Source organism: Ruegeria sp. CDSC079 (assembly GCF_059610505.1).
This window is the reverse complement of sequence record NZ_JBXWNT010000012.1, coordinates 95,149-119,078: the sequence shown is the minus strand read 5'-3', so window position 1 is coordinate 119,078 and position 23,930 is coordinate 95,149. Positions and strand designations below refer to the sequence as shown.

The 23,930-nt window shown below is 55.7% G+C and carries 32 protein-coding genes and 2 tRNA genes; 16 read left to right on the top strand and 18 right to left on the bottom strand.

The annotated features are described in order from the left end of the window. Positions 1-133: 133 nt before the first annotated feature. Positions 134-508: a hypothetical protein gene (locus tag AC2FIC_RS19390; RefSeq protein ID WP_281973222.1), complete on the bottom strand. Its 375-nt coding sequence runs from the start codon at positions 506-508 to the stop codon at positions 134-136. 49 nt (positions 509-557) lie between these two features. Between AC2FIC_RS19390 and AC2FIC_RS19385 the strand changes: the two genes are divergently transcribed. Then, entirely contained in the window at positions 558-1,358 is an 801-nt protein-coding gene (locus AC2FIC_RS19385) for an alpha/beta fold hydrolase (RefSeq protein WP_399171133.1), read from the top strand. A gap of 48 nt (positions 1,359-1,406) precedes the next feature. Here AC2FIC_RS19385 and AC2FIC_RS19380 read toward each other — a convergent pair whose 3' ends face one another. The 3 genes from AC2FIC_RS19380 to AC2FIC_RS19370 all read right to left on the bottom strand — a co-directional run bounded on the left by AC2FIC_RS19380 (position 1,407) and on the right by AC2FIC_RS19370 (position 2,404). Then, positions 1,407-1,778, bottom strand: a complete 372-nt coding sequence (locus AC2FIC_RS19380; RefSeq protein WP_142638196.1) for a rhodanese-like domain-containing protein — start codon at positions 1,776-1,778, stop codon at positions 1,407-1,409. Between the two features lie 225 nt (positions 1,779-2,003). Next, a tRNA-Leu gene (locus tag AC2FIC_RS19375) sits at positions 2,004-2,089 on the bottom strand. 239 nt (positions 2,090-2,328) lie between these two features. After that, positions 2,329-2,404, bottom strand: a tRNA-Thr gene (locus tag AC2FIC_RS19370). A gap of 499 nt (positions 2,405-2,903) precedes the next feature. Here AC2FIC_RS19370 and AC2FIC_RS19365 point away from each other — a divergent pair. Continuing rightward, complete coding sequence (locus tag AC2FIC_RS19365) at positions 2,904-3,461, top strand: hypothetical protein (RefSeq protein WP_281973223.1); 558 nt, start codon at positions 2,904-2,906, stop codon at positions 3,459-3,461. 22 nt (positions 3,462-3,483) lie between these two features. Here the strand turns inward: AC2FIC_RS19365 and AC2FIC_RS19360 are convergent, their stop codons facing one another. Further along, a complete protein-coding gene (locus AC2FIC_RS19360; RefSeq protein ID WP_142638157.1) occupies positions 3,484-3,750 on the bottom strand; it encodes a DUF2312 domain-containing protein in 267 nt (88 codons plus the stop codon). A 162-nt stretch (positions 3,751-3,912) separates the two neighbouring features. Between AC2FIC_RS19360 and AC2FIC_RS19355 the strand changes: the two genes are divergently transcribed. Continuing rightward, positions 3,913-4,131 carry a carboxymuconolactone decarboxylase family protein gene (locus AC2FIC_RS19355; RefSeq protein WP_142638212.1) on the top strand — a complete coding sequence of 73 codons (219 nt, stop codon included), beginning with the start codon at positions 3,913-3,915 and terminating at the stop codon, positions 4,129-4,131. A gap of 9 nt (positions 4,132-4,140) precedes the next feature. On the opposite strand, the gene AC2FIC_RS19350 is transcribed toward AC2FIC_RS19355, so the two are convergent. Further along, positions 4,141-4,356, bottom strand: coding sequence for a hypothetical protein (locus tag AC2FIC_RS19350; RefSeq protein ID WP_142638155.1), 216 nt, complete (start codon positions 4,354-4,356; stop codon positions 4,141-4,143). 246 nt (positions 4,357-4,602) lie between these two features. Here AC2FIC_RS19350 and AC2FIC_RS19345 point away from each other — a divergent pair, with 246 nt between their 5' ends. The 4 genes from AC2FIC_RS19345 to AC2FIC_RS19330 are packed head-to-tail and all read left to right on the top strand — an operon-like array spanning position 4,603 to position 6,796. After that, the gene (locus AC2FIC_RS19345; protein WP_282022110.1) at positions 4,603-5,466 is read left to right on the top strand and encodes an MBL fold metallo-hydrolase; all 864 of its coding nucleotides are present in this window, start codon (positions 4,603-4,605) and stop codon (positions 5,464-5,466) included. Positions 5,467-5,501: 35 nt separating this feature from the next. Next, positions 5,502-5,924, top strand: coding sequence for a YeeE/YedE family protein (locus tag AC2FIC_RS19340; RefSeq protein WP_496692838.1), 423 nt, complete (start codon positions 5,502-5,504; stop codon positions 5,922-5,924). Continuing rightward, positions 5,924-6,355 (top strand): DUF6691 family protein, encoded by a 432-nt coding sequence (locus tag AC2FIC_RS19335; protein WP_496692839.1) that lies wholly within the window; start codon positions 5,924-5,926, stop codon positions 6,353-6,355. Before AC2FIC_RS19340 ends, AC2FIC_RS19335 begins: the two co-directional genes overlap by 1 nt. A gap of 9 nt (positions 6,356-6,364) precedes the next feature. Next, positions 6,365-6,796, top strand: a complete 432-nt coding sequence (locus tag AC2FIC_RS19330; protein ID WP_281973226.1) for a protein tyrosine phosphatase family protein — start codon at positions 6,365-6,367, stop codon at positions 6,794-6,796. 7 nt (positions 6,797-6,803) lie between these two features. Here AC2FIC_RS19330 and AC2FIC_RS19325 read toward each other — a convergent pair whose 3' ends face one another. The 5 genes from AC2FIC_RS19325 to AC2FIC_RS19305 form a co-directional block, all read right to left on the bottom strand. Then, on the bottom strand, positions 6,804-7,922 hold the full coding sequence (locus AC2FIC_RS19325; RefSeq protein WP_496692840.1) for a FliM/FliN family flagellar motor C-terminal domain-containing protein: 1,119 nt from the start codon (positions 7,920-7,922) through the stop codon (positions 6,804-6,806). Positions 7,923-7,972: 50 nt separating this feature from the next. Beyond that, positions 7,973-10,651 carry an ATP-binding protein gene (locus AC2FIC_RS19320; RefSeq protein ID WP_496692841.1) on the bottom strand — a complete coding sequence of 893 codons (2,679 nt, stop codon included), beginning with the start codon at positions 10,649-10,651 and terminating at the stop codon, positions 7,973-7,975. After that, on the bottom strand, positions 10,651-10,953 hold the full coding sequence (locus tag AC2FIC_RS19315; protein ID WP_281973229.1) for a hypothetical protein: 303 nt from the start codon (positions 10,951-10,953) through the stop codon (positions 10,651-10,653). The genes AC2FIC_RS19320 and AC2FIC_RS19315 overlap by 1 nt, the downstream gene beginning before the upstream one ends. Then, positions 10,950-11,330 carry a response regulator transcription factor gene (locus AC2FIC_RS19310; protein ID WP_142638139.1) on the bottom strand — a complete coding sequence of 127 codons (381 nt, stop codon included), beginning with the start codon at positions 11,328-11,330 and terminating at the stop codon, positions 10,950-10,952. The genes AC2FIC_RS19315 and AC2FIC_RS19310 overlap by 4 nt, the downstream gene beginning before the upstream one ends. Before the next feature lie 78 nt (positions 11,331-11,408). Continuing rightward, positions 11,409-12,707: a helix-turn-helix domain-containing protein gene (locus AC2FIC_RS19305; RefSeq protein ID WP_281973282.1), complete on the bottom strand. Its 1,299-nt coding sequence runs from the start codon at positions 12,705-12,707 to the stop codon at positions 11,409-11,411. Positions 12,708-12,929: 222 nt separating this feature from the next. On the opposite strand from AC2FIC_RS19305, the gene AC2FIC_RS19300 reads away from it, so the two are divergent. The 4 genes from AC2FIC_RS19300 (at position 12,930) to aat (ending at position 16,150) form a co-directional block, all read left to right on the top strand. Continuing rightward, positions 12,930-13,466, top strand: coding sequence for a helix-turn-helix domain-containing protein (locus tag AC2FIC_RS19300; protein WP_142638135.1), 537 nt, complete (start codon positions 12,930-12,932; stop codon positions 13,464-13,466). Positions 13,467-13,618: 152 nt separating this feature from the next. After that, positions 13,619-14,110 carry an acetyl-CoA carboxylase biotin carboxyl carrier protein gene (gene accB / locus AC2FIC_RS19295; RefSeq protein WP_496692842.1) on the top strand — a complete coding sequence of 164 codons (492 nt, stop codon included), beginning with the start codon at positions 13,619-13,621 and terminating at the stop codon, positions 14,108-14,110. A gap of 9 nt (positions 14,111-14,119) precedes the next feature. Next, positions 14,120-15,469 carry an acetyl-CoA carboxylase biotin carboxylase subunit gene (gene accC / locus AC2FIC_RS19290; protein WP_496692843.1) on the top strand — a complete coding sequence of 450 codons (1,350 nt, stop codon included), beginning with the start codon at positions 14,120-14,122 and terminating at the stop codon, positions 15,467-15,469. 48 nt (positions 15,470-15,517) lie between these two features. Continuing rightward, positions 15,518-16,150 (top strand): leucyl/phenylalanyl-tRNA--protein transferase, encoded by a 633-nt coding sequence (gene aat / locus AC2FIC_RS19285; protein ID WP_496692844.1) that lies wholly within the window; start codon positions 15,518-15,520, stop codon positions 16,148-16,150. Here the strand turns inward: aat and AC2FIC_RS19280 are convergent. The 6 genes from AC2FIC_RS19280 to AC2FIC_RS19255 form a co-directional block, all read right to left on the bottom strand. Then, positions 16,105-16,473: a DUF2155 domain-containing protein gene (locus AC2FIC_RS19280; protein ID WP_496692845.1), complete on the bottom strand. Its 369-nt coding sequence runs from the start codon at positions 16,471-16,473 to the stop codon at positions 16,105-16,107. The genes aat and AC2FIC_RS19280 overlap by 46 nt on opposite strands. Continuing rightward, on the bottom strand, positions 16,470-16,922 hold the full coding sequence (gene mlaD / locus AC2FIC_RS19275; protein ID WP_142638125.1) for an outer membrane lipid asymmetry maintenance protein MlaD: 453 nt from the start codon (positions 16,920-16,922) through the stop codon (positions 16,470-16,472). Before mlaD ends, AC2FIC_RS19280 begins: the two co-directional genes overlap by 4 nt. A 13-nt stretch (positions 16,923-16,935) precedes the next feature. Next, a complete protein-coding gene (locus AC2FIC_RS19270) occupies positions 16,936-17,319 on the bottom strand; it encodes an NADH:ubiquinone oxidoreductase subunit NDUFA12 (protein WP_496692846.1) in 384 nt (127 codons plus the stop codon). 79 nt (positions 17,320-17,398) lie between these two features. Beyond that, on the bottom strand, positions 17,399-17,773 hold the full coding sequence (locus tag AC2FIC_RS19265) for a Rid family hydrolase (RefSeq protein ID WP_496692847.1): 375 nt from the start codon (positions 17,771-17,773) through the stop codon (positions 17,399-17,401). A 66-nt stretch (positions 17,774-17,839) separates the two neighbouring features. Continuing rightward, positions 17,840-19,105 (bottom strand): ATP-dependent Clp protease ATP-binding subunit ClpX, encoded by a 1,266-nt coding sequence (clpX, locus tag AC2FIC_RS19260; RefSeq protein ID WP_142638118.1) that lies wholly within the window; start codon positions 19,103-19,105, stop codon positions 17,840-17,842. A gap of 132 nt (positions 19,106-19,237) precedes the next feature. Continuing rightward, positions 19,238-19,870 carry an ATP-dependent Clp protease proteolytic subunit gene (locus tag AC2FIC_RS19255; RefSeq protein WP_142638117.1) on the bottom strand — a complete coding sequence of 211 codons (633 nt, stop codon included), beginning with the start codon at positions 19,868-19,870 and terminating at the stop codon, positions 19,238-19,240. A 320-nt stretch (positions 19,871-20,190) separates the two neighbouring features. Here AC2FIC_RS19255 and AC2FIC_RS19250 point away from each other — a divergent pair, with 320 nt between their 5' ends. Continuing rightward, the gene (locus AC2FIC_RS19250) at positions 20,191-20,526 is read left to right on the top strand and encodes an ArsR/SmtB family transcription factor (RefSeq protein WP_142638116.1); all 336 of its coding nucleotides are present in this window, start codon (positions 20,191-20,193) and stop codon (positions 20,524-20,526) included. A gap of 23 nt (positions 20,527-20,549) precedes the next feature. On the opposite strand, the gene AC2FIC_RS19245 is transcribed toward AC2FIC_RS19250, so the two are convergent. Next, positions 20,550-21,560, bottom strand: a complete 1,011-nt coding sequence (locus tag AC2FIC_RS19245; protein ID WP_496692848.1) for a zinc ABC transporter substrate-binding protein — start codon at positions 21,558-21,560, stop codon at positions 20,550-20,552. 93 nt (positions 21,561-21,653) lie between these two features. Between AC2FIC_RS19245 and AC2FIC_RS19240 the strand changes: the two genes are divergently transcribed. The 4 genes from AC2FIC_RS19240 to AC2FIC_RS19225 all read left to right on the top strand — a co-directional run bounded on the left by AC2FIC_RS19240 (position 21,654) and on the right by AC2FIC_RS19225 (position 23,887). Beyond that, a complete protein-coding gene (locus tag AC2FIC_RS19240) occupies positions 21,654-22,133 on the top strand; it encodes a Fur family transcriptional regulator (protein ID WP_142638114.1) in 480 nt (159 codons plus the stop codon). Then, on the top strand, positions 22,130-22,879 hold the full coding sequence (locus AC2FIC_RS19235) for a metal ABC transporter ATP-binding protein (protein ID WP_496690139.1): 750 nt from the start codon (positions 22,130-22,132) through the stop codon (positions 22,877-22,879). The genes AC2FIC_RS19240 and AC2FIC_RS19235 overlap by 4 nt, the downstream gene beginning before the upstream one ends. Next, positions 22,879-23,673: a metal ABC transporter permease gene (locus AC2FIC_RS19230; RefSeq protein WP_142638112.1), complete on the top strand. Its 795-nt coding sequence runs from the start codon at positions 22,879-22,881 to the stop codon at positions 23,671-23,673. Before AC2FIC_RS19235 ends, AC2FIC_RS19230 begins: the two co-directional genes overlap by 1 nt. A 76-nt stretch (positions 23,674-23,749) precedes the next feature. Further along, a complete protein-coding gene (locus tag AC2FIC_RS19225) occupies positions 23,750-23,887 on the top strand; it encodes an entericidin A/B family lipoprotein (protein WP_142638111.1) in 138 nt (45 codons plus the stop codon). Positions 23,888-23,930: the final 43 nt, after the last annotated feature.

Sequence of the window (23,930 nt, the reverse complement as noted above, 5' to 3'; positions counted from 1 at the left end):
ACGGTGAGGTCGAGGCCAAAGTCAAAACCGAAGTCGCAAACCTCTGCGCCAGATTCCCTATCTATCCAAACTTGTAAGAATTCAGTCATCCAAGAAACAAAACGGCGCCAATCCGGCGCCGTTTTTTTTGTGGTCAGATAAGCCCCTGCCACATCATGAAGATCAGCAACAAAGCAGAAAAGGCCAACAGGTTAAAAGTCAGCCCGCCCAGCATTCCCAGAAACCACCCCATCCGCCGATCCGCCAAATTGATACCCCCCAGATGTTTTTGCACCTCTTCCGAGGCCTGGATCAGTTTCGGATTGTCCAGCACAAGTCGCAGTTTTGGATGGGCCGCCATCTGCTCTGCTTGTGCCAGGACCATTGCCTGTTTGTATATCCGGCGCGGCAGTTGCCTTTTGGCCTTTTTGACCGAGGCGGTCAGCGTTTTGTCGCGCACACCCAACTTGTCACGCAACAGCTGTATGGTCTGCGCAATTTGGGTTTGTATATCTGTGTCTTGCGGCATGCTGCGGCCTCCTGAGCTGACAGTTTACTCATGTGGAATAGGAGCCACAATGGGGCTGGCCGTTTCAGATTGCGGCGGGTATCACGGCTATATGCTGAACACGATCATACATGGTGAACCTACCGACAAGCCCCCTTTGCTGATCGCCCATGGCCTATATGGCTCGGCCCGGAACTGGGGGGTCATCGCCCGCCGGCTATCTGACGAGCGGCAAGTTGTGGCGGTTGATATGCGCAACCACGCAAACAGCATGTGGACGCATGACCATGGGTATTCCGATCTAGCAAATGATCTGGCCGAAGTTATCGACCAGTTCGGCGGACAGGCAGATGTCGTCGGACATTCGATGGGCGGCAAGGCATCCATGACTTTAGCCCTGCTGCACAGCGCAAAGCTGCGCAAACTGGTGGTGGCAGACATCGCCCCGGTGGCCTATAGCCACAGTCAGATTCAGTTTATTGAAGCGATGCGCGCGGTGGACCTTTCCCGGGTCGAGCGTCGCTCGGACGCTGAACAACAACTGGCCGACAACGGAGTCGAAAAAGCCCTTCAGAGCTTTTTCACGCAGTCACTCGACATCAACGGACAGCGTTGGCTTTTGAACCTGGATACTTTGGCCTCTGAAATGCCCAAGATCATGGGCTTTCCTGAAATAGACGCATCCTGGGGTGGTCAAACACTGTTTTTGTCCGGGGGGGAGTCCGACTATGTGCTGCCTGAACATCGCTCAGTGATCCGCGGAATGTTCCCTTCGGCACGTTTTGCAAAAATACCTGGTGCAGGACATTGGTTGCATGCGGAAAAACCGCGTGAGTTCGAGGCCGCCGTCAGGACGTTCCTCAACGCCTGACCTGACCTTTCGAACGATCACAGCTCGGGTTCTGGCGTTTCCTATTGGCTAGGCGACTTCGCCCCCGCCATTCACCCAATCGACCAAGCCACCCAGGTTATAGACCTGCTCATACCCCATGTCCTGCAACAGTTTTCCCGCAAGGGCAGCGCGGCCACCCGAGGCACAATACAAGACAATTGGGCGATCTTTGCGAAGCTCTGGATCATGTGATTGCAGAGTGTCATCGGCCCGAAATTCCAACATACCGCGCGGGATATGATGTGACCCCGAAGCACGCCCTGTCTGCTGCAATTCCGCTGCATCGCGGATGTCCAGAAGCAGGCCACCTCGCTCCAGGATCTCGACCGCTTTGGCTCTCTGGATTCGCTCGACGGTGGAGTTCGCAGCTTCCATCATTTGTTTTACGGTCAACGGCATATGGTGTCTCCTGAAGAAATTTACGGGATGCTAACATGCAGGAACTGGAAGGTGTAGCCTGACAGGCCCTCACCTTAGACTGGATAGATATTGGACATTTAATGCAGGACACCGATTTTTGCGCTGGACCAATCCCGGTATTCAATTCCCGCCGAACCCGAACCAAAGCAAATCGGGAGAGGTTCCGCTGCATCGAGACTTGAAAATCAATCAGGGTGGCAGAGGTGGTGCGGGCGGTGGGACTCGAACCCACACGGGCATACGCCCTTCAGATTTTAAGTCTGATATGTCTACCATTCCATCACGCCCGCACAGCGCGTTGGGCCAGTTTTTAGGCTGAAAGCACCAGTAAGGCCATAAGGCTATGAACACAATGCGTTTCGCCGATGCAACTTGCGGAAATTCAATCGCCGCCTTTGACCACCACCCCATTTACGCAGGTCATCAGAAAAAGTCCTCGGAAAAACTCTTCGTTACGCAATTCGCCTGCGCTGTCCCAATCATTCTGACTTTTGGAAAATCAAGAAATAGAAAGAATCTTAGAGTGAAATGGTGCCCCCACACGGACTCGAACCGCGGACCTACTGATTACAAATCAGTTGCTCTACCAGCTGAGCTATAGGGGCACTTGGTGTCGATTAATGCCTCTTGTTACGGACTTCAAGACAGAATTTTGCCGCCGCTTAACGATTTTCTGTATTCATGGCACTGGGTCTGGCCCAGAGAATTTACTCCGCCTGGTTTGACTGTGCGGAGTACAGCCTGTAACCCAACAGATAATGTGCACGAACGCGAGGGTAAAAACCGAATATGCAGGTTGCAATCCACGCAGGTGCTGCGTTCACCGATGAAGGTCTCGTATTGCGGTCCCTTCAACGCAACACCGGCGCGTTGCATCAAAATGGTGCATCCGTATTTGGCCCGCGCCGTTATCGGCAAATTTTCGAACCCGCCTTTGCTGCCATTGAAAACCAGAATGAAATCGGTGCCGCAAAGGAAATGCTTCGGGCTGGGTTGCGATCGGCTCCGAAGGTCGATCGTTTGATTTACTCATGCGCCAGCTTTGCAGGCGATGTTGGAAATGCACTGGACGACGGGCAGCTATACCCAAATGCGGGACGCCGAATGGAGTTGCTTGAAAAGTCCTTTCCTGACCACGAAATTGAGCTTTGTATGGGTTTTTTAAGCCCTGGCAGATTTATTCCCAAAGCTTTGATGTCGCTACCTGAACAGAGTCGCCTCGACAAAATGCGAAGTACCGATATCAGCTGCCTCAGCTGGATCAGCATGGTCGAGGACATCAGAGATCTTGCGCCCAATGTCAAAATCACACTCTGGAGCAATGAGGACGCACCTCTGATCTGGGGAGATATAATCCGTGCAATCGCGGCCCTCCCCCCGGACAACACGCTGGTTGACGAGTTTGATTTACTGCTGTCACTTCTAGACGATTCAGGCAAATCCAAAGGTCTGGCATTGATTGATCAAAGCCTGGAACAGGACGAACATTTGCGTGACGACCTTGCCACGGTTTTGGAGGAACACGCCAAAACCGAGCTCACAACAGAAGAGCTTGATCTGCCAGATTGGAGCATGGAAATCGTCGACGCGTTTGCAGAATTATATGCGCAGGACATGGACCGACTTGAGTCCATGCCCGGAGTGCAGGTTCTAAGACCTTGAGTCTATAGCGGGAAAGCAGCCGTTACATTCCCAGCGCTTCTTTGTACATTTCCAACACCGCCTCTTCCTCGGCAATGTCGTCTTTGTCACGTTTGCGCAATGCGATCACTTTCCGCATGACCTTGGTGTCGTAGCCCCGCGCTTTTGCCTCGGCCATCACTTCTTTTTGTTGCTCCGCCAAATCTTTCTTTTCCGCATCCAGACGCTCGATCCGTTCGATGAACTGGCGCAGCTCACCCGCGGTTACACGGTAATTCGCGGCGGCCTGATCTTCGGTATTCTCTTCCATCTAAGTCTCTCCCAGAGGCTGGTTTGTCATGCTGAAAAGGTGGGCAACAAGCGGGATACATCGGTGCGAGCCAAGCCGCAAGCATGCAAAAAACCAGTCTCGCTTGTGCGGGCCAGCGCGATCAGTTAAGCGCTCAGGTCAGACGTTGAAAGATGGAAAACGATGTTCGAATTCATCACCTGGGGCGGTGCCGCCCTGTCACTTATCGGCCTGGCTGGGCTGGTTTGGTGCATTCTGCATGTCATGAAAGCCCGCAAATCCGGCCTGTCTGACGATGAATTGCGCGCCGTTGTTCAACGGGTGCTGCCCTGGAACATGGGCGCGCTCTTTTTGTCGGTGATAGGTCTGATGCTGGTTATACTTGGAATCTCGTTCGGTTGACTGCGGCCATCAAACCGGCAGATTGTCGAAACGCGCTTCCATAACGTCCTCGCACAGGGCCGCATCCAGGCGACGCAGGCGCGCAGGAACCTCAACACCCTGCAGACGCATCTTCTCGATGACCTTTGTGACACTGGGCTGAAGGGCAAGGCGGGTATCAACACTGGCGCCCTTCAGTTTTTTCTCAAGTTGTTCGGCTTCGGAATACAAATCTATTCTCGGCATATCCATCCTCCCAAATGTCATCAGTTACCTATAGTTTAGTAACGGTTTTAAGACTTACATCACTCGGTTATTCTATCGCGCGAAAATTCGCCCGACCGCCCCCTAACATCGGCGCGCTTTCGCAGGATGCCAGAATTTTAGCCCAACTTTGCCGCTTCTGCCTTGACCGGCATCAAATCACCAAATGTTGATTGCTTCACATTCCGTTATTAATATATGACTAAGACCTAACCGGCGGAGGAAACCATGACGCCCAAAGTGAAAGCATTTTTTGACGCCGAGACATTCACGGTGTCTTATCTGGTTCAGGATCCTGAAGGCGATGCCTGCGCGATCATAGATAGTGTTCTGGATTTCGATCACGCATCCGGCCGGACCAATACGCGATCTGCGGATGAGATCATCGGATATGTCCAATCCAATTCGTTGCGAACCGAATGGATTCTGGAAAGCCATGTCCATGCCGACCACCTTTCAGCAGCCCCCTATTTGCAGCAGAAACTCGGAGGCAAGATTGGCATCGGTGATCAAATCGTCGCCATCCAGGAAACTTTCGGGAAAATTTTCAACGAGGGTACCGAGTTTCAGCGCGATGGTAGCCAGTTCGACGCCTTGTTCCGCGACGGCGACGGATTTCATGTCGGTCAAATGAGAGGCGACGTCTTGCACACCCCCGGGCATACACCCGCCTGCATGACCTATGTCATCGGCGACGCGGCATTTGTCGGAGACACGCTGTTCATGCCGGATTTTGGCACAGCGCGATGCGACTTTCCCGGCGGATCGTCCGGAGATTTGTACAACTCGATCCAGAGGATCCTTTCACTGCCGGATGCGACACGCATCTTTGTCGGGCATGACTACAAAGCTCCAGGGCGGGACGAGTTTGCGTGGGAAACAACTGTTGAAGAGCAAAAAGCCTTGAACGTGCATATCGGGCAAGGTCGACCTATCGAGGAATTCGTTGAAATGCGCGACGCCCGCGATGCCACTTTGGCCATGCCGCGGCTGATCCTGCCCTCTTTACAAGTCAATATGCGGGCGGGTCAGATGCCGCCTGAGGATGAGAATGGCGACGTGTTCCTGAAACTACCAGTGAACAAACTTTAGACGGCTAGAGCCGAACTTCTTGGGGGAACAAATCAGTGTATTCAGAATGGATATGGGGACTGGTAGGCGGCCTGTTGATTGGTCTTGGCGCAGCAGTTTACCTGCTTGGAAACGGTCGTGTAATGGGGGCGAGCGGTATCCTGGGAGGGCTTGTCGATCGCTCTGACCGCTCGGCCGAGCGGCTGTATTTCCTCGCTGGGATGATTGGGACGCCGTTGATGCTAAGCCTGTTTTTGTCGCCGGGGCCGCAGACAAACCTGACCTCGAATTTGACGGTTGTGATCGGGGCTGGGCTGCTTGTCGGTATCGGGACACGAATTGCCAACGGGTGCACCTCTGGACATGGGGTGTGCGGCATTTCCCGGTTTTCGGTGCGCGGGATCGTGGCAACGATCCTTTACATTGCGGCCGGGGCAGTGACGCTGGCCTTGTTTCGCCATGTCTGGGGGGTGATCTGATGCGCAATCTGATATCGCTTCTTTCGGGCTCCTTGTTCGGAGCAGGCCTGTTGATTTCCGGCATGACTGACACAACCAAGGTTCAGGGGTGGCTGGATATTTTCGGCAACTGGGATCCGACACTCGCATTTGTGATGGGGGGCGCCATTGTGCCCATGATGATCGCATGGAGACTGGTTCCAGATCGCAAACCGCTGTCGGGTGGGAAATTCCCGACGATGGTTCAGCATGAACTGGATCGCCGCCTTATCATCGGATCGGTCATGTTTGGCATGGGATGGGGATTAGCGGGACTGTGTCCCGGTCCAGCCATCGCGTCTCTTACGTATGGCGGAACCGGAGGCGTTGTGTTTCTGGTTTCCATGCTCGCAGGGATGTATGCCGCTCCTGCCCTAGGTGCAAAACTGGACAGAACCGTAAACGCGACCTAAGCAGTAGCCATGGAGATTCGACCGATAACCCCCCGCTATGCCGTCTCGCCGCAAATTTCGGTCGAGGATGTTCCCACTATTGTCGAGGCAGGCTTTGTCAAAGTGATCTGCAACCGGCCGAACAGCGAAGTTCCTAAGGATCTCCAGTCAGATGCTATCGGACAGGCCGTGCGTGCTGCCGGGTTGGAATACGAAGTGCTAGAGCTGACGCATCAGACCATGACGCCCGAAAACGTCTCCTTGCAACGTGACCTGGCAGAATCTTGTGCCGGTCCGGTTCTCGCATATTGTGCATCGGGCACGCGTTGTTCTGTGATCTGGGCATTGGGGCAGTGCGAAAGCATGAGCACCGAAGACATCCTTCAGGCGACGACCAAGGCAGGCTATGCGTTGGACAACCTGCGTCCAACCTTGGAAGAAATACGCAGATCAGTGACTTGAGCGTCTGCTAACTGCCTTTCAGCGCGCTTTCATCCCCGGATAAACCAGCCAGTTGAGATATCTCGGCAACCATGTGTTCCGAATTCTCGAGGTTCAATTCTGTCCCCTCTTGGCCCAGCGCGCCGGGGGAAAATGGCATTATTTCCTGCCCGTGTTCGGTTGGCCCCTCTTCGTGTATACTGGCTGAACTCGCCTCAAGGAACTCATTTGCTTCGGGCTGGAAAAATGTCTGAGTTTGGTAGGTTTCGTTCAGGCGCACCGCACGCAGCCCTCCGCATTGGCCGAGTCGTCCGATCGCGGCCCGGCTGCGGTCGATCGCCACAATCTCGGTACGATCCAGCCGCGCCCCGATCAATGGCAACACATCCCCCACCGCCAGTTCTGTAAGCGTCGCCAGAGACAAGGGCATCCGGCAGACCACCGTATTCAAATCTGCCCTCAACACGCCCGATGCCTGATCAAGCCTGCCCTCTGGCTCATCATGAATCACCTCCGTCTCGGCCGTTTCAGCCGGTCGGATGGGCAACAGTACTAAAAGCTGACCTTGTCTCAGCCCACCGCCAAGTTCGACCGTCAGTTCAAAAACTCGGTATTCCTCTTCCACCATCGCTAGGGTCAAAGTTCGCAGATCTGCAAGGCGCGAAGCATACTCAAAACCGATCAGGCACATGCGGTCACTCGCCGTTTCGACAAGTGATGCCGCGCGGGACAGCCCCTCTTCGATCCAAGGGGACACCATGGCCGCGTCCGTATCGGTGAACCCCCGCGCAGAAGGCGCTTCGGGCATCACCTCGCCTATTGTCTGAGCCTGCACGACAGCCGACACTAACCCTATATCCATGCAGATCGCAGCCAAGCTGTTGTCAGAGCCTGAAAAGAGCAGCAATATCCAATCCTCATCCAAAGACTGTATCAGCCCACCTGGTGGCCGACAGGATTGTTTGGCGCCGATAACCGACAACGGCATCTGCAAACGATCCTCTGCCGCGCGGGCAAAAGCCAGACGCAGCGCACGTAGGATCGAGCGAGGCTTGTCACCCTTTTCCTCCTGACTGATCGAAAGCTTGCGCGCCAGAGCCGCGCTGACAGATTGCGTCATGCCTAAAACCGCTGATTGTTCCTGCATTCTCTTTCAGGTCTAACCCGGCGATAGTTACCAACCTGTTTATACAGCCGTCACTGCGCAGCCTGTCGGTAGGCCTGTGGCAGCCTGACCCGGAACGCAGCCCCACCATGGCCGGGCAAGTAGCTGATATCGCCCCCCAGTCTTTGCATAATCTCACGGCAGATCGCTAATCCCAGCCCCGCACCACCTGCCTTGTCGCCTCCGACGCGGGCAAATTTCTCAAAAACCATCTGCCGGGCATCTGGAGGAATGCCAGTGCCGTTATCAGCAAAATCAATGACGACCTGCCCCCCGACATCATGCGCGGAAATGGTCAGAACCGGTTCTTTGGCATCACAATATTTCTGAGCGTTCGAAATCAGGTTGATAAACACCTGCCCCAGACGGTCCAAATCCGTATGCAGGAGAACGCGTTCGGAGGTTTTCGACCGCCGGACGGTTAGTTTCTGGCTGGTTCCAGCCAAGGCACTGGACACAGCACGATCCAAAACCGACCGCAGGGTGTCACCGCTCTTGTTCAAATTGACTCGCCCACTTTCCAGAACGCTCAGGTCCAGCAAGTCATCCAGCAGCCGTGTCAACCGAAGCGCCTCGTCATGGATGATGGCAGCGTAACGCGTTCTTTCTTCGCTGGTCAGACCTTCGGTATCCCGCATGATCTCGGAAAATGCTCGGATCGAGGTCATGGGGGTTCGCAATTCGTGGCTGACTTGGCTGAGGAACCCGTCCTTCTGTTCGGAAATTTGCGTCAGCTTGGTGTTCGCCTCACGCAACTGACGCGCCGTACGGCTGAGTTCAGCGGATTTCGCTTCCAGTTGGCTGGAGTATTCCAACATCTGCGCGGATTCGTCAGCCACAGCGAGCAAATCCTCGACCGAAACGGAGGAACCACCAACAATCTGCCCGATCATCGCATGCGCTGTCGCCGCCCCGACCGAGCCGCTGAGTTCACGTTCCAACCGCTCCAAAAACCCTGGCGTAGGTTCGGGCAGGCTGGACCGCCCACCCTGCTGTTCGGCCTGTGCCTGAAAGAACTCTTGCGCCGGACCTGCGCCCAAAATGCGCTGGGTCATGATCATCAGGTCTTCGCTTTGTGCCACCGATCCGGTCCAACCGCGCAGCGCGACCGAATGGTCGAATACGTTGACGAATTGCGCGCCCTGCAACCGTTCAAGCGGGCTTGGGAAGCTCAGCAAAGAGGCCGCGCAAAATGCCAGCGTGTTCAGCGACAGCGACCACAACACAGCGTGCACCATCGGGTCCATTCCGTCGATCCCGAACAAGGCCTGCGGGCGCAGCCAGCCCCATCCGAACGGTCCGTTCTGCAGGACACTATCCGACATAATCGCGCTGCCCATGCCGGGCAACAACAGCGTGTAGATCCACAACAAGAACCCGACCGTCAGCCCGACCAAAGCGCCTGTTCGCGTCGCCCCGCGCCAGAACAGCCCGCCAACCAGCGAAGGCAAAATCTGGGAAATCCCGGCAAAGGCCACCAGACCAATCGAAGCCAGCGCGGCCCCGCCGCCGGAAATGCGGTAATACGAGAACCCAAGCACCATGATCACGGCGATTGAAATCCGCCGCGACAGCAAAACCACATTGCGGACATCACCGGATACGGCGCCAGCGCCCTCCTGCCGGCTAAACCAGATCGGCATCACGACGTGATTTGACACCATGGTCGATAGGGCCATTGCCGTGACAATCACCATCGATGTGGCGGATGAAAAGCCGCCAATAAAGGACAGCATCGCCAGCCATTCATTGCCCTGCGACAGGGGCACCGTCAGCACGAACAGATCGGGATTCGATCCTTCGGGCAAAAGGTCCAATCCTACGACCGCGATTGGCACGACAAAGAGGCTCATCAACAGCAGATACAGGGGGAAGGCCCATGCGGCTGTCCTCAGATGCCCTTCATCGGCGTTCTCGACCACCATCACCTGAAACATCCTCGGCAGACACACAAAGGCCGCAGCCGATAGAAATATAAACGTGGTCCAGCGTCCGGCATTCACATTCCACTGCCCGATCTCAGAGGCATCGATGCGGTCCATCATCGGACCGACTCCTCCGGCTATACCCCAGACAACGAAAATGCCCACGGCCAGCAGCGCAAAAAGTTTAACGACAGATTCCAATGCGATGGCCGTGACAACGCCATGATGGCGTTCGTTGGCATCCAGATTGCGGGTACCGAACAGAATGGCGAACACCGCCAGCCCCGCCGCAACCCAGAACACACTGGACCCTTCGCGGTAAAGACCGCTTGAGTCGGCCTCGGCAAAGATTGAGAATGACAGCGTAATGGATTGAAGTTGCAGCGCAATATAGGGCGTCCCGCCCAACACGGCCAGAATTGTGACGCAAATCGCCAGAGTGTTCGACTTGCCATAGCGAGACGAAATCAGGTCGGCGATTGAGGTCACCCTCTGGCTGCGGCCAACCCGAACCAGCTTGCGCAATCCCCACCACCAACAGATCATGACCAACGTGGGTCCCAGATAGATCGTTACGAACTCCAGCCCCGACCGGGCGGCGTTCCCTACCGCGCCATAAAAGGTCCAGGCGGTACAATAGATCGACAGCGACAGCGTGTAGATCAACGGAGATCGCAGCCACGCCCCCCTGCCCGCCGCGGCCATTCTGTCGGCGGCGAATGCGACGCTGAACAACAGCACCACATAGCCCAAACAAACCAGGATCAGCACGTTCAGCGTTGCCATCAGTCTTGACCTGGCTCGGAATCATCGCCGGTTGATATGCGTCTTGCGGCGAACCCAAAGAGGACGCTGGCAACGATCAAAACCGCCCAGCATGTGAAGATATAGAGAATCGCAGAAGACAGCGGCACTCCGTCCGCTGCATCGCCCCCACGCGGCCACAGCAACGGAATCGCAATCAGCGCGGCCCCCAATATGGGCAATAAACGGGCGGCGTCGGTTAGCCTGCGTCGGCGGTAACTTTGACGCTCAAGAAACAGCGACGGCCGCGCACCAGATGGTTGGCGGTCGTCCTGCATGCTCATGACCGCGAGGCCTGCGCATGCAAATCGCGGACGGCGGTCAGAACTTCTGCATTGGAAAACGGCTTTGTCATGAACCGGCTGACCCCTGCATTCTCGGCCATCTCACGATCTTTCGATTGGCCACGAGCCGTTAGCATCAGAACCGGAAGATTTCGCAGCTCTTCGAGTTCGCGCAAGTCGCGCAAAATCTCCATCCCGCTTTTGCCCGGCAGCATCACATCCAGAATCACAAGATCCGGCTTCGCGCCCTGTATCACCAGCAGCGCATCCGTCCCTTCAGCATGCGTTTCAACCTGCCATCCCTCGCGGGTCAGCAAAAACCGAATGGCTTCAGCAATGTTCGGCTCATCCTCGATCAACAGAACCTTTCGGCTCATATATTTCATTCCTCCCCGAGACGGGCTGCACCACTGTCAACCTGTCCGAAACAGCTTATGCGCAGTGTCACGAAACTGTCAAAAACCTTCGCTCAAAATCGAGGGCTCTCGGCGCGATTCACAGTCCTTATTGGGGCAGACCCGGCAACTTGGGCCAACATGGGCAACCGCCTGACTGCCCTGAGGGCTTTCTTCGACGGATCGAACCAGCATGACCGAACGATAAACCGGCGCATCTTCATAGCCGGAAATGGATTGCGGCCAGGCATAGGCATAACAATCGAATTCCGCGGCCGTTCGCCCCAACTGAACGATCCGTTTTCGGATCGGAACCAGCGGCCGGTTCAGCGCCTGAAACAGCGGCCACAGAGGACACGCCTCGCCGAACCTGGGCATGGCAAAACCGGGCACCGATTTGCTGAACAAAATGCTGCCTGAGGCATCACATATCACCAGCCCGGTCGGGCGCGACAAATACCCTTTGGGCAAGGCGGCCAGCCGCCTCAGCACGGTGGCGATGTCGACTGAATACTCTGTTGCCAAAAGCAAAGGATCTGTAACTCCCCGATCCAAAGCCCCTTTGAGCGCATCCAGAGGCAAAAGCCGAGCGTCGGATTCGTAAACGTCCAGAATATCCCGCGCCACTTTTCGCGCGGCAGAGGAATCAATCTCATTCAGATTAACATCTGCGCTTCCGCCTCCGGATTCGATTTCCGGGAAATGGTGATCATGCCTGTCAAAAAATGCTTCGACATCTTCCAGAGGGACCCCGCGACGATCCTCGGCCCCCTCGGAATCATCCAGATAGGCCACCAGCGATTTGGAGCTATCGGCCAGGCGTTCGGCATCCTGGTGCAGGTTCCGGTGGAATCGGTCTTGCCACTCGGGTTCAATCTCTTGCGTTTCAGCAAGAATGGCAGCGGTGGAACGAATCGCGGCGGCTGTCGAAAGGACCTCGTGCATGGATGCCGCCAGATGCGGATCGTGGGTCAAACGATCCGACAGGGTTTCAATCGTTCGCTCTAACGACACCACTCGGCTGTGCATTTGCGCCAAAACGCCCGCCCACCCTGGAAACCTACTTGCGAATTCCTCAAGCCCGTCCACTTCGGCTTTCTGGCCAACTGCATCTGCCGCAGCCTCGCGCAGCGCAGAAATCAGCGTCGCCTCGATCCCCTGGGTTAGCACCGAAGGCTCAACGGTCAGGGCCGCAGCGATATCCACCAGCAGCTTTCCTCCGATCCTGCGGCGGTTATGCTCGATCAGGTTCAGATAGGATGCCGAGATTCCAACCTGCCGTGCAAGCTGGGCCTGACGCAATCCTGCGATCTGCCGCCTTTCGCGAATACGGCTGCCTGTTAACGTGTCCCGCAAAATTTCCTCTTTTTCCGCTGCCTCCTTTGGTCAACCTCAGAAGCATTTTCAAAACTATTATTTAAATATAAGTCTTTAGCAATTAGTTTTCTTGAGCAATTTACTTTCTTCACAAACGCATCCCGCAGTTCCAAACACCCGGACCACGGTGTAACCCATTTGCATATTTCGAAAATCACAGGCCTTCCCCTTCTATTTTCGGAAAAACACCTGCACCATGGACATATGAGCGACCCAGCCTTTGAATATGCGCCGATCGGATTGGTCGAGTTGGAGAACCGCGTGATCCGCCGGTGCAATCTGCAGTTCGCACGCACTTTCGGCGGTGAAGAGGCCGATTACCGCAACATGCCCCTGCTACACCTCTACCCTTCTGTCGCAGATTGGGAACGTATCGGCGCACGGAGCCTGCAAATCATGCGCGACACCGGATATTATACGGATGAGAGGGTCATGCGTCGCCGCGATAGCGACTTATTCTGGTGCCGCGCGCGTGGACGTTCGCTAACGCCTGAAGATCCATTCCGCCATGGCATCTGGAGTTTTTCGGATATTTCCGAGGAACGCCCTTTGGTCGAGCTAACCAGCCGTGAGCGCGAGGTTGCCATTCTGTCCTGCAAGGGCTTGTCGGCCAAGGAAATCGGTGCGGAACTAAACCTGAGCTATCGTACAATCGAAGCCTACCGTGCGCGGCTGCTTGAAAAATTCGGGGCACGTAAACTGCCTGAACTGGTTGCGAAACTCTCCGGAATGCCGCTGTAACGCTGTTTACCACTGGTAATCTTCAGCAAAACCCCCATCTGACAGGCCGAGACTGTGCTTTTCATGGCCGTACGCTTAGCTTATAACGCTGCGTAATCAGACCAAAGCCCGCGCGAAACAGACGGGCCAAAGGGGAACCGTCGAGGACACTCATGACAGATACCAAACACGAAGCGGATGTGGCGTTTATCAAGGCACTGGCCGAACTGCTGCGGGAAAACGACCTGACCGAGTTGCAGGTAAAGCGTGATTATGGCGAAGATGACAGCTTGAACGTACGCGTTAGCCGCATGTCACCCGTCGCCGCTCCGGTCCAGGTTGCGGTCCCGGCGGCCGCGCCAGCCGCAGCCCCGGCAGCCGCACCAGCAGCAGCTGAAACACCCACAGCAAGTGACGATCCAGCCAGCCATCCGGGCGCTGTGACTTCGCCCATGGTCGGCACCGTGTACATGCAGCCCGAGCCGGGTGCGCCGTCCTTCATCTCCGTCGGTGCCAGTGTTTCCGAAGGCGACACGCTGCTGATCGTCGAAGCGATGAAAACCATGAACCACATCCACGCGCCTAAATCCGGCACTATCAAGCGTATTTTGGTGGGTGATGGCGATGCTGTGGAATTCGGCACTCCTCTGGTCATTGTTGAGTAAGGCGGCCCCATGTTCGACAAGATCCTGATTGCCAACCGAGGCGAGATCGCCCTGCGCGTCATCCGCGCCGCACGCGAGATGGGGATTAAGACAGTCGCCGTCCATTCAACCGCAGACAGTGACGCGATGCATGTACGCATGGCGGACGAATCGGTCTGCATCGGCCCCCCGCCCAGCCCTCAAAGCTATCTGTCGGTGCCTGCGATCATCTCAGCCTGCGAGATCACTGGCGCTCAGGCGATCCACCCGGGCTACGGCTTTTTGTCTGAAAATGCCGAGTTTGTGCAGATCGTCGAAGATCACGACATCACCTTCATTGGCCCCACCGCTGAACATATCCGCGTGATGGGGGACAAGATTACCGCCAAGGACACGATGAAGGCCTTGGGCGTTCCCTGTGTGCCTGGTTCAGATGGTGGCGTGCCGGATCTGGCCGCAGCCAAGCGGATCGGTGAAGAATTCGGCTATCCTGTCATCATCAAGGCCACCGCCGGTGGCGGCGGACGCGGCATGAAAGTCGCGATGAGTGCGGATGAGATGGAAAGCGCCTTTATGACCGCGCGCGCCGAAGGCAAAGCCGCATTTGGTAATGACGAGGTCTATATTGAGAAATACCTGACCACACCGCGCCACATCGAGATTCAGGTCTTTGGCGATGGCAAGGGCCAAGCGGTTCATCTGGGCGAGCGCGACTGTTCCCTGCAGCGCCGCCACCAAAAGGTATTCGAAGAGGCACCCGGCCCCTGCATCACCCCCGAAGAGCGCGCAAGGATCGGTAAGGTCTGTGCCGATGCGGTTGCCAAGATCAACTATATCGGTGCAGGTACGATCGAATTTCTGTACGAAAATGGCGACTTCTTTTTCATCGAGATGAACACCCGCCTACAGGTCGAACACCCGGTCACTGAGGGCATCTTTGGCGTAGATCTGGTGCGCGAACAAATCCGCGTTGCGGCTGGTCAGCCAATGTCATTCGGTCAGGATGATCTGAAAATCAATGGTCACGCTATCGAGGTTCGGATCAACGCCGAGAAATTGCCAAACTTCTCACCCTGCCCCGGAAAAATCTCGGCCTACCATGCGCCGGGCGGTCTGGGTGTGCGGATGGATTCAGCGTTGTATGACGGGTACACGATCCCGCCCTACTACGACTCACTGATCGCCAAACTGATCGTGCAGGGCCGCGACCGACCCGAAGCACTAGCCCGTCTGGAACGCGCATTGGGAGAGTTGATCGTGGACGGAATCGACACGACGGTTCCCTTGTTCCACGCGCTGCTGCAAGAAAGTGACGTCCAAAGCGGTGATTATAACATCCACTGGCTGGAGCACTGGCTTGCGGAGAATATGGCCGACTAACTCTGCTGGGTCGGAAGGTTACCGCTTTCCGACCCTGAGGCGCCTGGCATGAGCCTTTCCCCGGAATTACTGCTCCATGGATATTCCATCGGTATCTTCCCGATGGCTGAACATCGCGATGATCCGGACCTGTTTTGGGTTGATCCTAAGTTTCGCGGCATCTTCCCTCTGGACGGATTTCACATCTCACGCAGCTTGGCCCGCAGGATTCGGAACTGTCGGTACACGGTGTCAATCAACAGGGATTTTGCCGGCGTTGTTGATGGCTGCGCTGATCGCACGGATACCTGGATCAATCAGGAACTTCGCACCCTTTACCAAAAGCTGAACCAATCCGGTCACGCCCATTCACTGGAAATCTGGGACGGCCCGAATTTGGTTGGGGGCGTTTATGGCGTTACTCTTGGCGCTGCCTTCTTTGGTGAGAGCATGTTTTCCCGACGCAAGGATGCCTCAAAAATTGCGCTTGCTTATCTGGTCGACCGGTTGCGGTCCTGCGGGTTCAAACTGTTCGATACACAGTTTTTAACCGCGCATCTCGCCTCGCTCGGCGCGATTGAGGTGCCACGGGCACAGTATCGGAACGCGCTGGAAGAGGCAGTGACTGTTGCAGCAGATTTCTCTGCTGATCTCGATCAATCGCCGGATGGCGTGATACAGCGGATCACCCAGACGTCATAGCGCGAATGATCAAGCGCATTCAGGGCTGGCGAGGTGGCAATCATCCACCCATCAAACAGCTGATCCGTTCCGCCTTGTTCCCAAATGGTCAGGTAGGCAAACGCGTCCCCTGTTGGGTTATCTGCAGGATAGCGGCAATCACCCAGTGCGACATCCAGCCCAAAGACTGTCTTGGATTGGCCGTTTTGCAGTTCGACATCAACGGTCTGGCCATTGACCTTATCCAGCCCTCTGAGCATTGCACCCGGTCCGGATTGAACCTTTTGCTGTGCCACTACCCCAGAGGCTGCCAGTATTGCCGCGATCAGAGCATATCGCTTCATTCGCCGCCATCTCCGGCGACGAACTTAACCAAAAGCGAAATCAGGCTGACTGCGCCCTGTGTATCCTCGACCTGATCGCCCGGCTCAAAGTTAAAGAGCGATCCGCCTGGCATGACTTCTACAAAGTTACCACCCAGCAACCCTTCGGATGAGATCACGATAGCACTGTCATCGGGGACCAGAATTCCATCAGAAATCGCAAAAGTCGTGTCCGCCCGGTAGGTTTCCGGGTTCAGGGTCACCCCTGTCACGGTGCCGATTTTGACCCCGGCAAGCCGCACGTCCGTTCCGACGCCGACGCCTTCGAGCGAGCGGAAAGAGGCGTTAAGCTCATAACCAGAACCGCCCTGGGACAGGCCTGTCGACTGGCTCGCATAGACGCCAAACGCTATTGCCCCGGCCAGGACGGCGCCTCCGACCAAAACTTCTGAAACTTTGTAAGATGACATTGCTCGCCTCGTCTTATTCCGGGTTCCAGGCCTCATAATCCGAACGCTCGACCGGATCCGGGCGGCGCAAAGACCCCGCCGGTGCATAAGCAAGCGCGGTTCCTGTCAAGTTTTCCTGATGCGGTTTTTCCCAGGATTTATGTGCCAGAGGTTTGTCGGTTGGAGGTTCGTCCCAGGTGCGGTGCAACCAACCGTGCCAATCGGGATCAACCCTGCTGGCCTCGGCCTCGCCGTTGAAGATCACCCAACGCCTGCTGTCATCCGCGGTACGATAAAACATATTGCCTTCATTATCTTCACCGACTTTCACGCCTTTGCGCGAAGTGTAAATCTGGGTGTTCAGGGTGGCCCCGTTCCACCAGGTCACGGCGCGCAAAAGACTGTTCAGGATTCCCATCGGCTGCCTCCGGCATTTTTGTCTCTGCAGATATGGACCAAAGGTCCGCCAAGGTCCAGTGCTAGGGTAACGTTGCGCATCAATCCGGCAAAACTGCGGTCACTTCAATCTCGATGCGGTCCTCTGACGTGATCAGGTTGCATTCGGTCACTGTCGCCGCCGGCGGGTTTTCACCAAATGCCTCAACCAGCAAGGGCCAGCACAGTTCAAATTCTGACATGTCCGGAAGGTAGTAGTTTACCCGAACCACATGCGCCAAATTTGATCCAGCCTCATCCAAGGCCTTTTCAATCGCCTGCAGCGCGGATTTGCACTGTCCGACGATATCTTTGGGAATGATTTCGCCTTGTGCGCAGGTCCCGGCAACAAAGACAAAACCGTTTGCAACCACTGCCCGGCAATAGCCGACTTTGGCCTCATATTGGCCGCCCGAGGAAATTCGCCTTATCGTCATCCTGCCCTCCCAAACACAAAATGGCGCGGGATCACCGCGCCATCTGTTGCAATTCAAATTCAGTGATTACCCGGCCGAAGCTGATTCCGCCGCATCCGCATAGATGATCAGCGGCTGCTTGTCCGAGGATACAGCCTCTTCATTGACGACAACTTCGGTCACGTTCTTCATGCCAGGCAATTCGAACATCGTGTCCAGAAGGATGTCTTCAAGGATCGAGCGCAGCCCGCGAGCACCGGTCTTGCGTTCAATGGCGCGTTTGGCGATTGCCTTGAGCGCATCGTCGGTAAAGCCCAGCTCGGCATCTTCCAGTTCGAACAGACGCTGATACTGTTTGACCAGCGCGTTCTTGGGTTTTGTCAGAATGGTGACCAGCGCATCCTCGTCGAGATCCTCAAGCGTGGCCAGAACTGGCAGACGTCCGACAAATTCCGGGATCAGACCGAATTTCAGCAGGTCTTCAGGCTCCAGCTCTTTGAAAATCTCACCCACGCCGCGGTCATCATTGTCCCGCACATCGGCACCAAAGCCCATGGCCGAGCCTTTGCCGCGCTGTGCGATAATTCTATCCAGACCCGCAAAGGCACCACCGCAGATGAACAGGATATTCGTCGTGTCCACTTGCAGGAATTCCTGCTGCGGATGCTTGCGTCCACCCTGCGGCGGAACACTGGCGACGGTGCCTTCCATCAGCTTCAGCAGCGCCTGCTGCACGCCCTCGCCCGACACGTCGCGCGTAATCGAGGGATTCTCGGATTTGCGCGTGATCTTGTCGACCTCATCGATGTAAACGATGCCGCGCTGCGCGCGTTCGACATTGTATTCGCTAGCCTGCAACAGCTTGAGGATGATATTTTCCACATCCTCTCCCACATAACCGGCTTCGGTCAGCGTGGTCGCATCGGCCATGGTAAAGGGCACATCCAGAATGCGCGCCAGAGTTTGCGCCAACAACGTCTTGCCGCAGCCTGTCGGGCCGATCAACAGGATGTTGGATTTGGCCAGCTCGATATCGCTGCCGGCCTTCTGAGCGTGATTCAATCGTTTATAGTGGTTGTGAACCGCCACTGACAGAACCCGCTTGGCCGTAGCCTGACCGATCACATAATCGTCCAGAACTTCGCAGATGTCTTTCGGCGTCGGCACTCCGTCAGAAGATTTCAGCCCGTTGGCTTTCGTCTCTTCGCGGATGATGTCCATACACAGCTCGACGCATTCATCACAGATGAACACGGTCGGACCTGCAATCAGCTTACGCACCTCATGCTGGCTTTTGCCACAGAAGCTGCAGTAGAGCGTGTTTTTGCCGTCACCGCCTGAATTCGTCGCCATGATCTACCTTTCGGGCTCCATCCTATGCCCCTTGCGGGGCCGCGCTTGCGCCTGTTCGTGCAGCTTAGGCCAGCACTGTGGCGGCTACAATCTCAAAATACCCCCCGTATCGGCGACACGAGGGGTCTGGGCTTAGCCCTCTTCGCCGCTCATCTTGGCGCGGTTTTCAACGATCTCGTCGATGTGACCCCATTCCTTAGCCTCTTCCGGGCTCATGAAGTTGTCACGGTCCAGCGCCTTTTCAACGGCCTTTTTGGTCTGTCCAGTATGGCGTACATAGATATCATACAGGCGATCCTTCAGCTTTTGCGTCTCAGCTGCGTGGATCATGATATCGCTTGCCTGTCCCTGATATCCGCCACTGGGCTGGTGCACCATGATGCGGCTGTTCGGCAGGGAAAAGCGCATGCCCTTCTCACCACCGGCCAGCAGAACCGACCCCATCGAGGCCGCTTGACCGATCACCAATGTGGAACATTTCGGTTTGATATACTGCATTGTGTCGTAAATCGACAAACCGCTGGTGACCACGCCACCCGGCGAGTTGATGTAGATCGAGATTTCCTTGTTCGGGTTTTCCGCCTCAAGGTGCAGCAGCTGAGCAACCACAAGATGGCTCATCCCGTCGTGGATCGGGCCGTTGATAAAGATGATCCGCTCTTTCAGAAGGCGCGAGAAGATATCGTATGCGCGCTCACCCCTGCTGGTCTGCTCAACGACCATTGGGACAAGCGTGTTCATGTATGTGTCAACGGGATCGAACATAAGAAACCTGCCTGCTTTGCTATGGATCGGGACACTACCCGAAAATCTGTTACCTGAGTCTTAGTATCGCCACAGTGGGGCTGCAAGGGGTGCAGGAAACTTCATGCCCTGCAAATGCAAATAGATATTCAGCGGTGACTAAAGCGATACGCTCTTCTAAGTCGAAATCTGCGTCGAACTCTCACAAGTTCCCCTTTTCCCCTCACCTCATTTTGATTCATGCATATGAGAGTAAATGTTCATAACTAGCTGACTTGCGACCTTCTCCAGGCAGCAACACAAACAGGCGCCCAAAGTGTGGGCTGGTAAGGAAACAGAGGATGGCCCTTCCACAACTTTCACAGGAAACATCTCCGGAAAATTTCGACAAAATGGTTGAGAACGCAACGCATGCTGCAAATTTCCTCAAGGCCATCAGCCACGAAGGGCGTCTCATGATCCTGTGCCACCTGGTATCGGGAGAAAAGTCAGTAACAGAACTGGAAGAGCTGCTTTCGGCGCGGCAAGCGGCTGTTTCGCAACAACTGTCGCGGTTGCGACTTGAAGGGTTGGTGACGCCTCGCCGCGAAGGCAAGGCGATCTTTTATAGACTGGCCGATGAACGGCCACGCCGGATGTTAGAGGTTGTCTACGAACTCTTTTGCAACGAAGAATAAGAGCAATCCGCTATCCCGGCTACTTACGACTTACTTTTGGAACAGTCTTGATAGCCGGCGGACATGGCCATTAGCAAACTGTCATAGTGCGAAATTCCCGTGTCAAAACTCACGCCTACAGGGTCCAATTCAAAGATCGTGGCCCCGGTTCCTTCGATCGCTGTCCGCACCAGCCTTGTGTCAAATTGCGGCTCGGAAAAGGCACAAACAATTCCTTCATGCTCAACCTTTTCACGCAAAGCCGCCAATCGCGCCGGCCCGGGAGAGGACGCATCGCCAAGACTGACTGCGCCGGATGACTCCAGCCCAAATCGCTTTTCGAAATACTGATAGGCATCATGAAACGTTATGAATGACAGCGTCTGCATATCTGTCAGATCTGTCATAATTTTTTCTTTCAGTTCAACCAGTTCCCGATCAGCGGTCGCCGCGTTCTGCTGATAAGCATCGGCGTTTTCAGGGTCCGCCTCTGAGAGCGTTGCGGCAATTACCTGAACCCAGATACGTGCATTTTCGGGATCCAGCCAGGCGTGGGGGTCAACCCCTTCGTGATGATGGCCATGGTCGTCTGCATGGCCCGCATGGTCGTCGTGATCGTCATGACCCGCATGATCGTCGTGATCCGCGTGATCGTCGTGGCCATCATGATCCGCATGGTCATCATGGTCATCATGGTCATCATGATCGGTCGCATCCCGGAATTCATAGAGAATTGTTCCATCCGCATCCAACAAAGAGACATGCAGCGCATCCGGCGACAGCGCGCCCAAGGGTTTAACCAGCCAAGGGGTCAGCTCTTCTCCAGTCCAGAATACGATCTCGGCGGATTGTAAAGACCGCGCCTCAGAAGGCCGCATCGCGTGATCATGCGGAGACGCGCCGGGTGGAATGATCAAGCTGGGCTCACCCACGCCGTCCATCACCCGGGCGACCAGCGAATGGACAGGCGCAATATCGACGGCCACGCTTGGCGCCTCGGCGATTGCCTGGCCCGCAAACGCAAGTGAGCACACATATAGTGTAGATCGGAACATTTTCCCTCCAAATTGATATGTTATTACATTCGTTGAGCGCTTGTTAATCCGGACGTTATTACATATCAAGTTCAAAATCATTGGAGCCCCGTCATGAGCACCGTTGGATTCAGACAACACGATCACGCCCACTGCGTTCACACTGCGCTGTCTCAGGCCGAAAACAAGTGCAGAACAAAGCGCCTGCAGTTCACCACTGTCCGACGCCGTGTTCTTGAGATCCTGTTGGAAAAGCACCGGGCAATGGGCGCATATGATATCCTGGCTGTGCTAGCTGCAGAAGGGCTCGGGTCGCAACCTCCGGTCGCGTATCGTGCACTGGATTTCCTTGTGCAAAACGGGTTCGTGCATCGTATCGAGCAACTGAATGCCTATACAGCCTGCGCCCACCCGACCCATGACCATGTCCCCGCGTTTCTGATCTGCAGGTCCTGCAAAGCAGTGGCTGAAACGGAAACCGAGCTGACACAGGGTCGATTGGGCGCTGCGGCGAACACCTCGGGGTTTCAAATCGAACGAGTAGTGGTCGAGGCCGAGGGCCTATGTCCCGAATGCGTAGGGTCGGCGGCATGAATACCCCCCTTATTTCATTGAAAAACATGTCCATTCGGATCGACGGCCGCACGATCCTTGAACATGTGAATGCGGCAGTTTCCGAAGCAGAGATCGTAACCATTGTGGGGCCCAACGGATCTGGTAAGTCGACTCTTTTACGGGCGATCATTGGGGCCATTACCCCATCAGAAGGCCAGGTAAGCCGCGCACCCGGCCTGCGCATCGGTTATGTCCCGCAAAAACTGGCTTTGGACGCCGCTTTACCGATGACCGTGCAACGTTTCCTGGGCTTACCCAAACGGATCTCGGCCCGCAAAGCGCTGGATGCACTAGAACGAGCGGGCGTCCCGGATCTGCGCAACCGGCAAATGACCCAACTTTCGGGCGGTCAATTTCAACGAGTTCTGCTGGCGCGCGCACTCCTTGATGATCCTCAGGTCTTGCTTTTGGATGAAGCGACGCAAGGCCTGGATCAACCGGGTGCAGCTGCCTTTTATCAACGCATTGAGCAGGTCAGACGCGACCTTGGTTGCGCGATCGTGATGGTCAGTCACGATCTGCACGTTGTCATGGCGGCCTCAGACCGTGTGCTATGTCTGAACGGACATATATGCTGCGAGGGGTCGCCTCATACCGTCGCGGACGCACCCGAATACCGGGCCCTATTTGGCAGCGGAACCAAGGGCATGATGGCCCTTTACCAACATCAACACAGCCATTCGCACGACCATGACCACCACCACGACCAGGAAACAACCAACTGATGTTAGACGATTTTATGGTTCGTGCGGCGCTGGCGGGTATTGGTGTTGCACTCGCGGCGGCCCCTTTGGGGTGCTTTGTGGTATGGCGCAGGATGGCCTATCTGGGCGAAGCCACAGCGCACGCGGCTGTTCTGGGTGTGGCACTGTCTCTGGCGTTTTCGCTTCCGATGCTGCCGTCGATTGTGGCGTCAGCGCTTGCCATGGGGCTTACCGTCACGCTTTTGCGTGGCAAGGGGTTGGCGATGGACACATTACTAGGCGTAATAGCGCATACAGCCCTAGCCGCAGGACTAGTCACCGTCGCCTTGCTGTCCGACGTCCGGCTGGATTTAAATGCCTTTCTGTTTGGTGATATCCTGGCTGTCACCAAAGGCGATTTGGCAACCATTTGGGGCGGCGGCGCGTTGATCCTGGCAGTCATGATCTGGCGCTGGTCAGCCCTACTTGTCGCCACGCTGAACCCGGACATGGCCTATGCATCCGGCATTGACCCAAAGCGCGAGGAGGTGTGGTTGACGCTGACCATGGCGCTGGCCGTTGCCGTAGCAATCAAAGTGGTAGGGGTTCTGTTGATTGCCGCCCTGCTCGTCATCCCGGCAGCCGGCGCGCGGTCTTTGGTGAAAACACCTGAAAATATGGCGTTCGGGGCCGCCATCATCGGATCAGCTGCCGCCCTTGTCGGGCTGTGCGGTGCGTATCTTGCCGACACTCCGGCCGGGCCCAGCATCGTCTGCGCCGCAGCTGTGATCTTTCTGGTAACCGCCGCCATCGGGCCGCTTTTTCGTAAAGAATAGATTGCCGGTTCAAAACTCTGGTTCACCATTAGCAAAACTGCTACGAAAATCGGGACTTATACAAAAGGAGAGACCTATGATCCGAGCCGCACTTATTGGACTGGCCCTTTGCACACTCGCCGCATGTGAAACCGCTAAAGGCGCCGGTAAAGATATTGAAAAAGCAGGTGACGCAATTCAGGGCGCAGCCACCGAGGTTCAGGAAAACATCTGATTCCTTTCGGAATGTAGCGGTCAAGATCGGGCGGCATACAAGA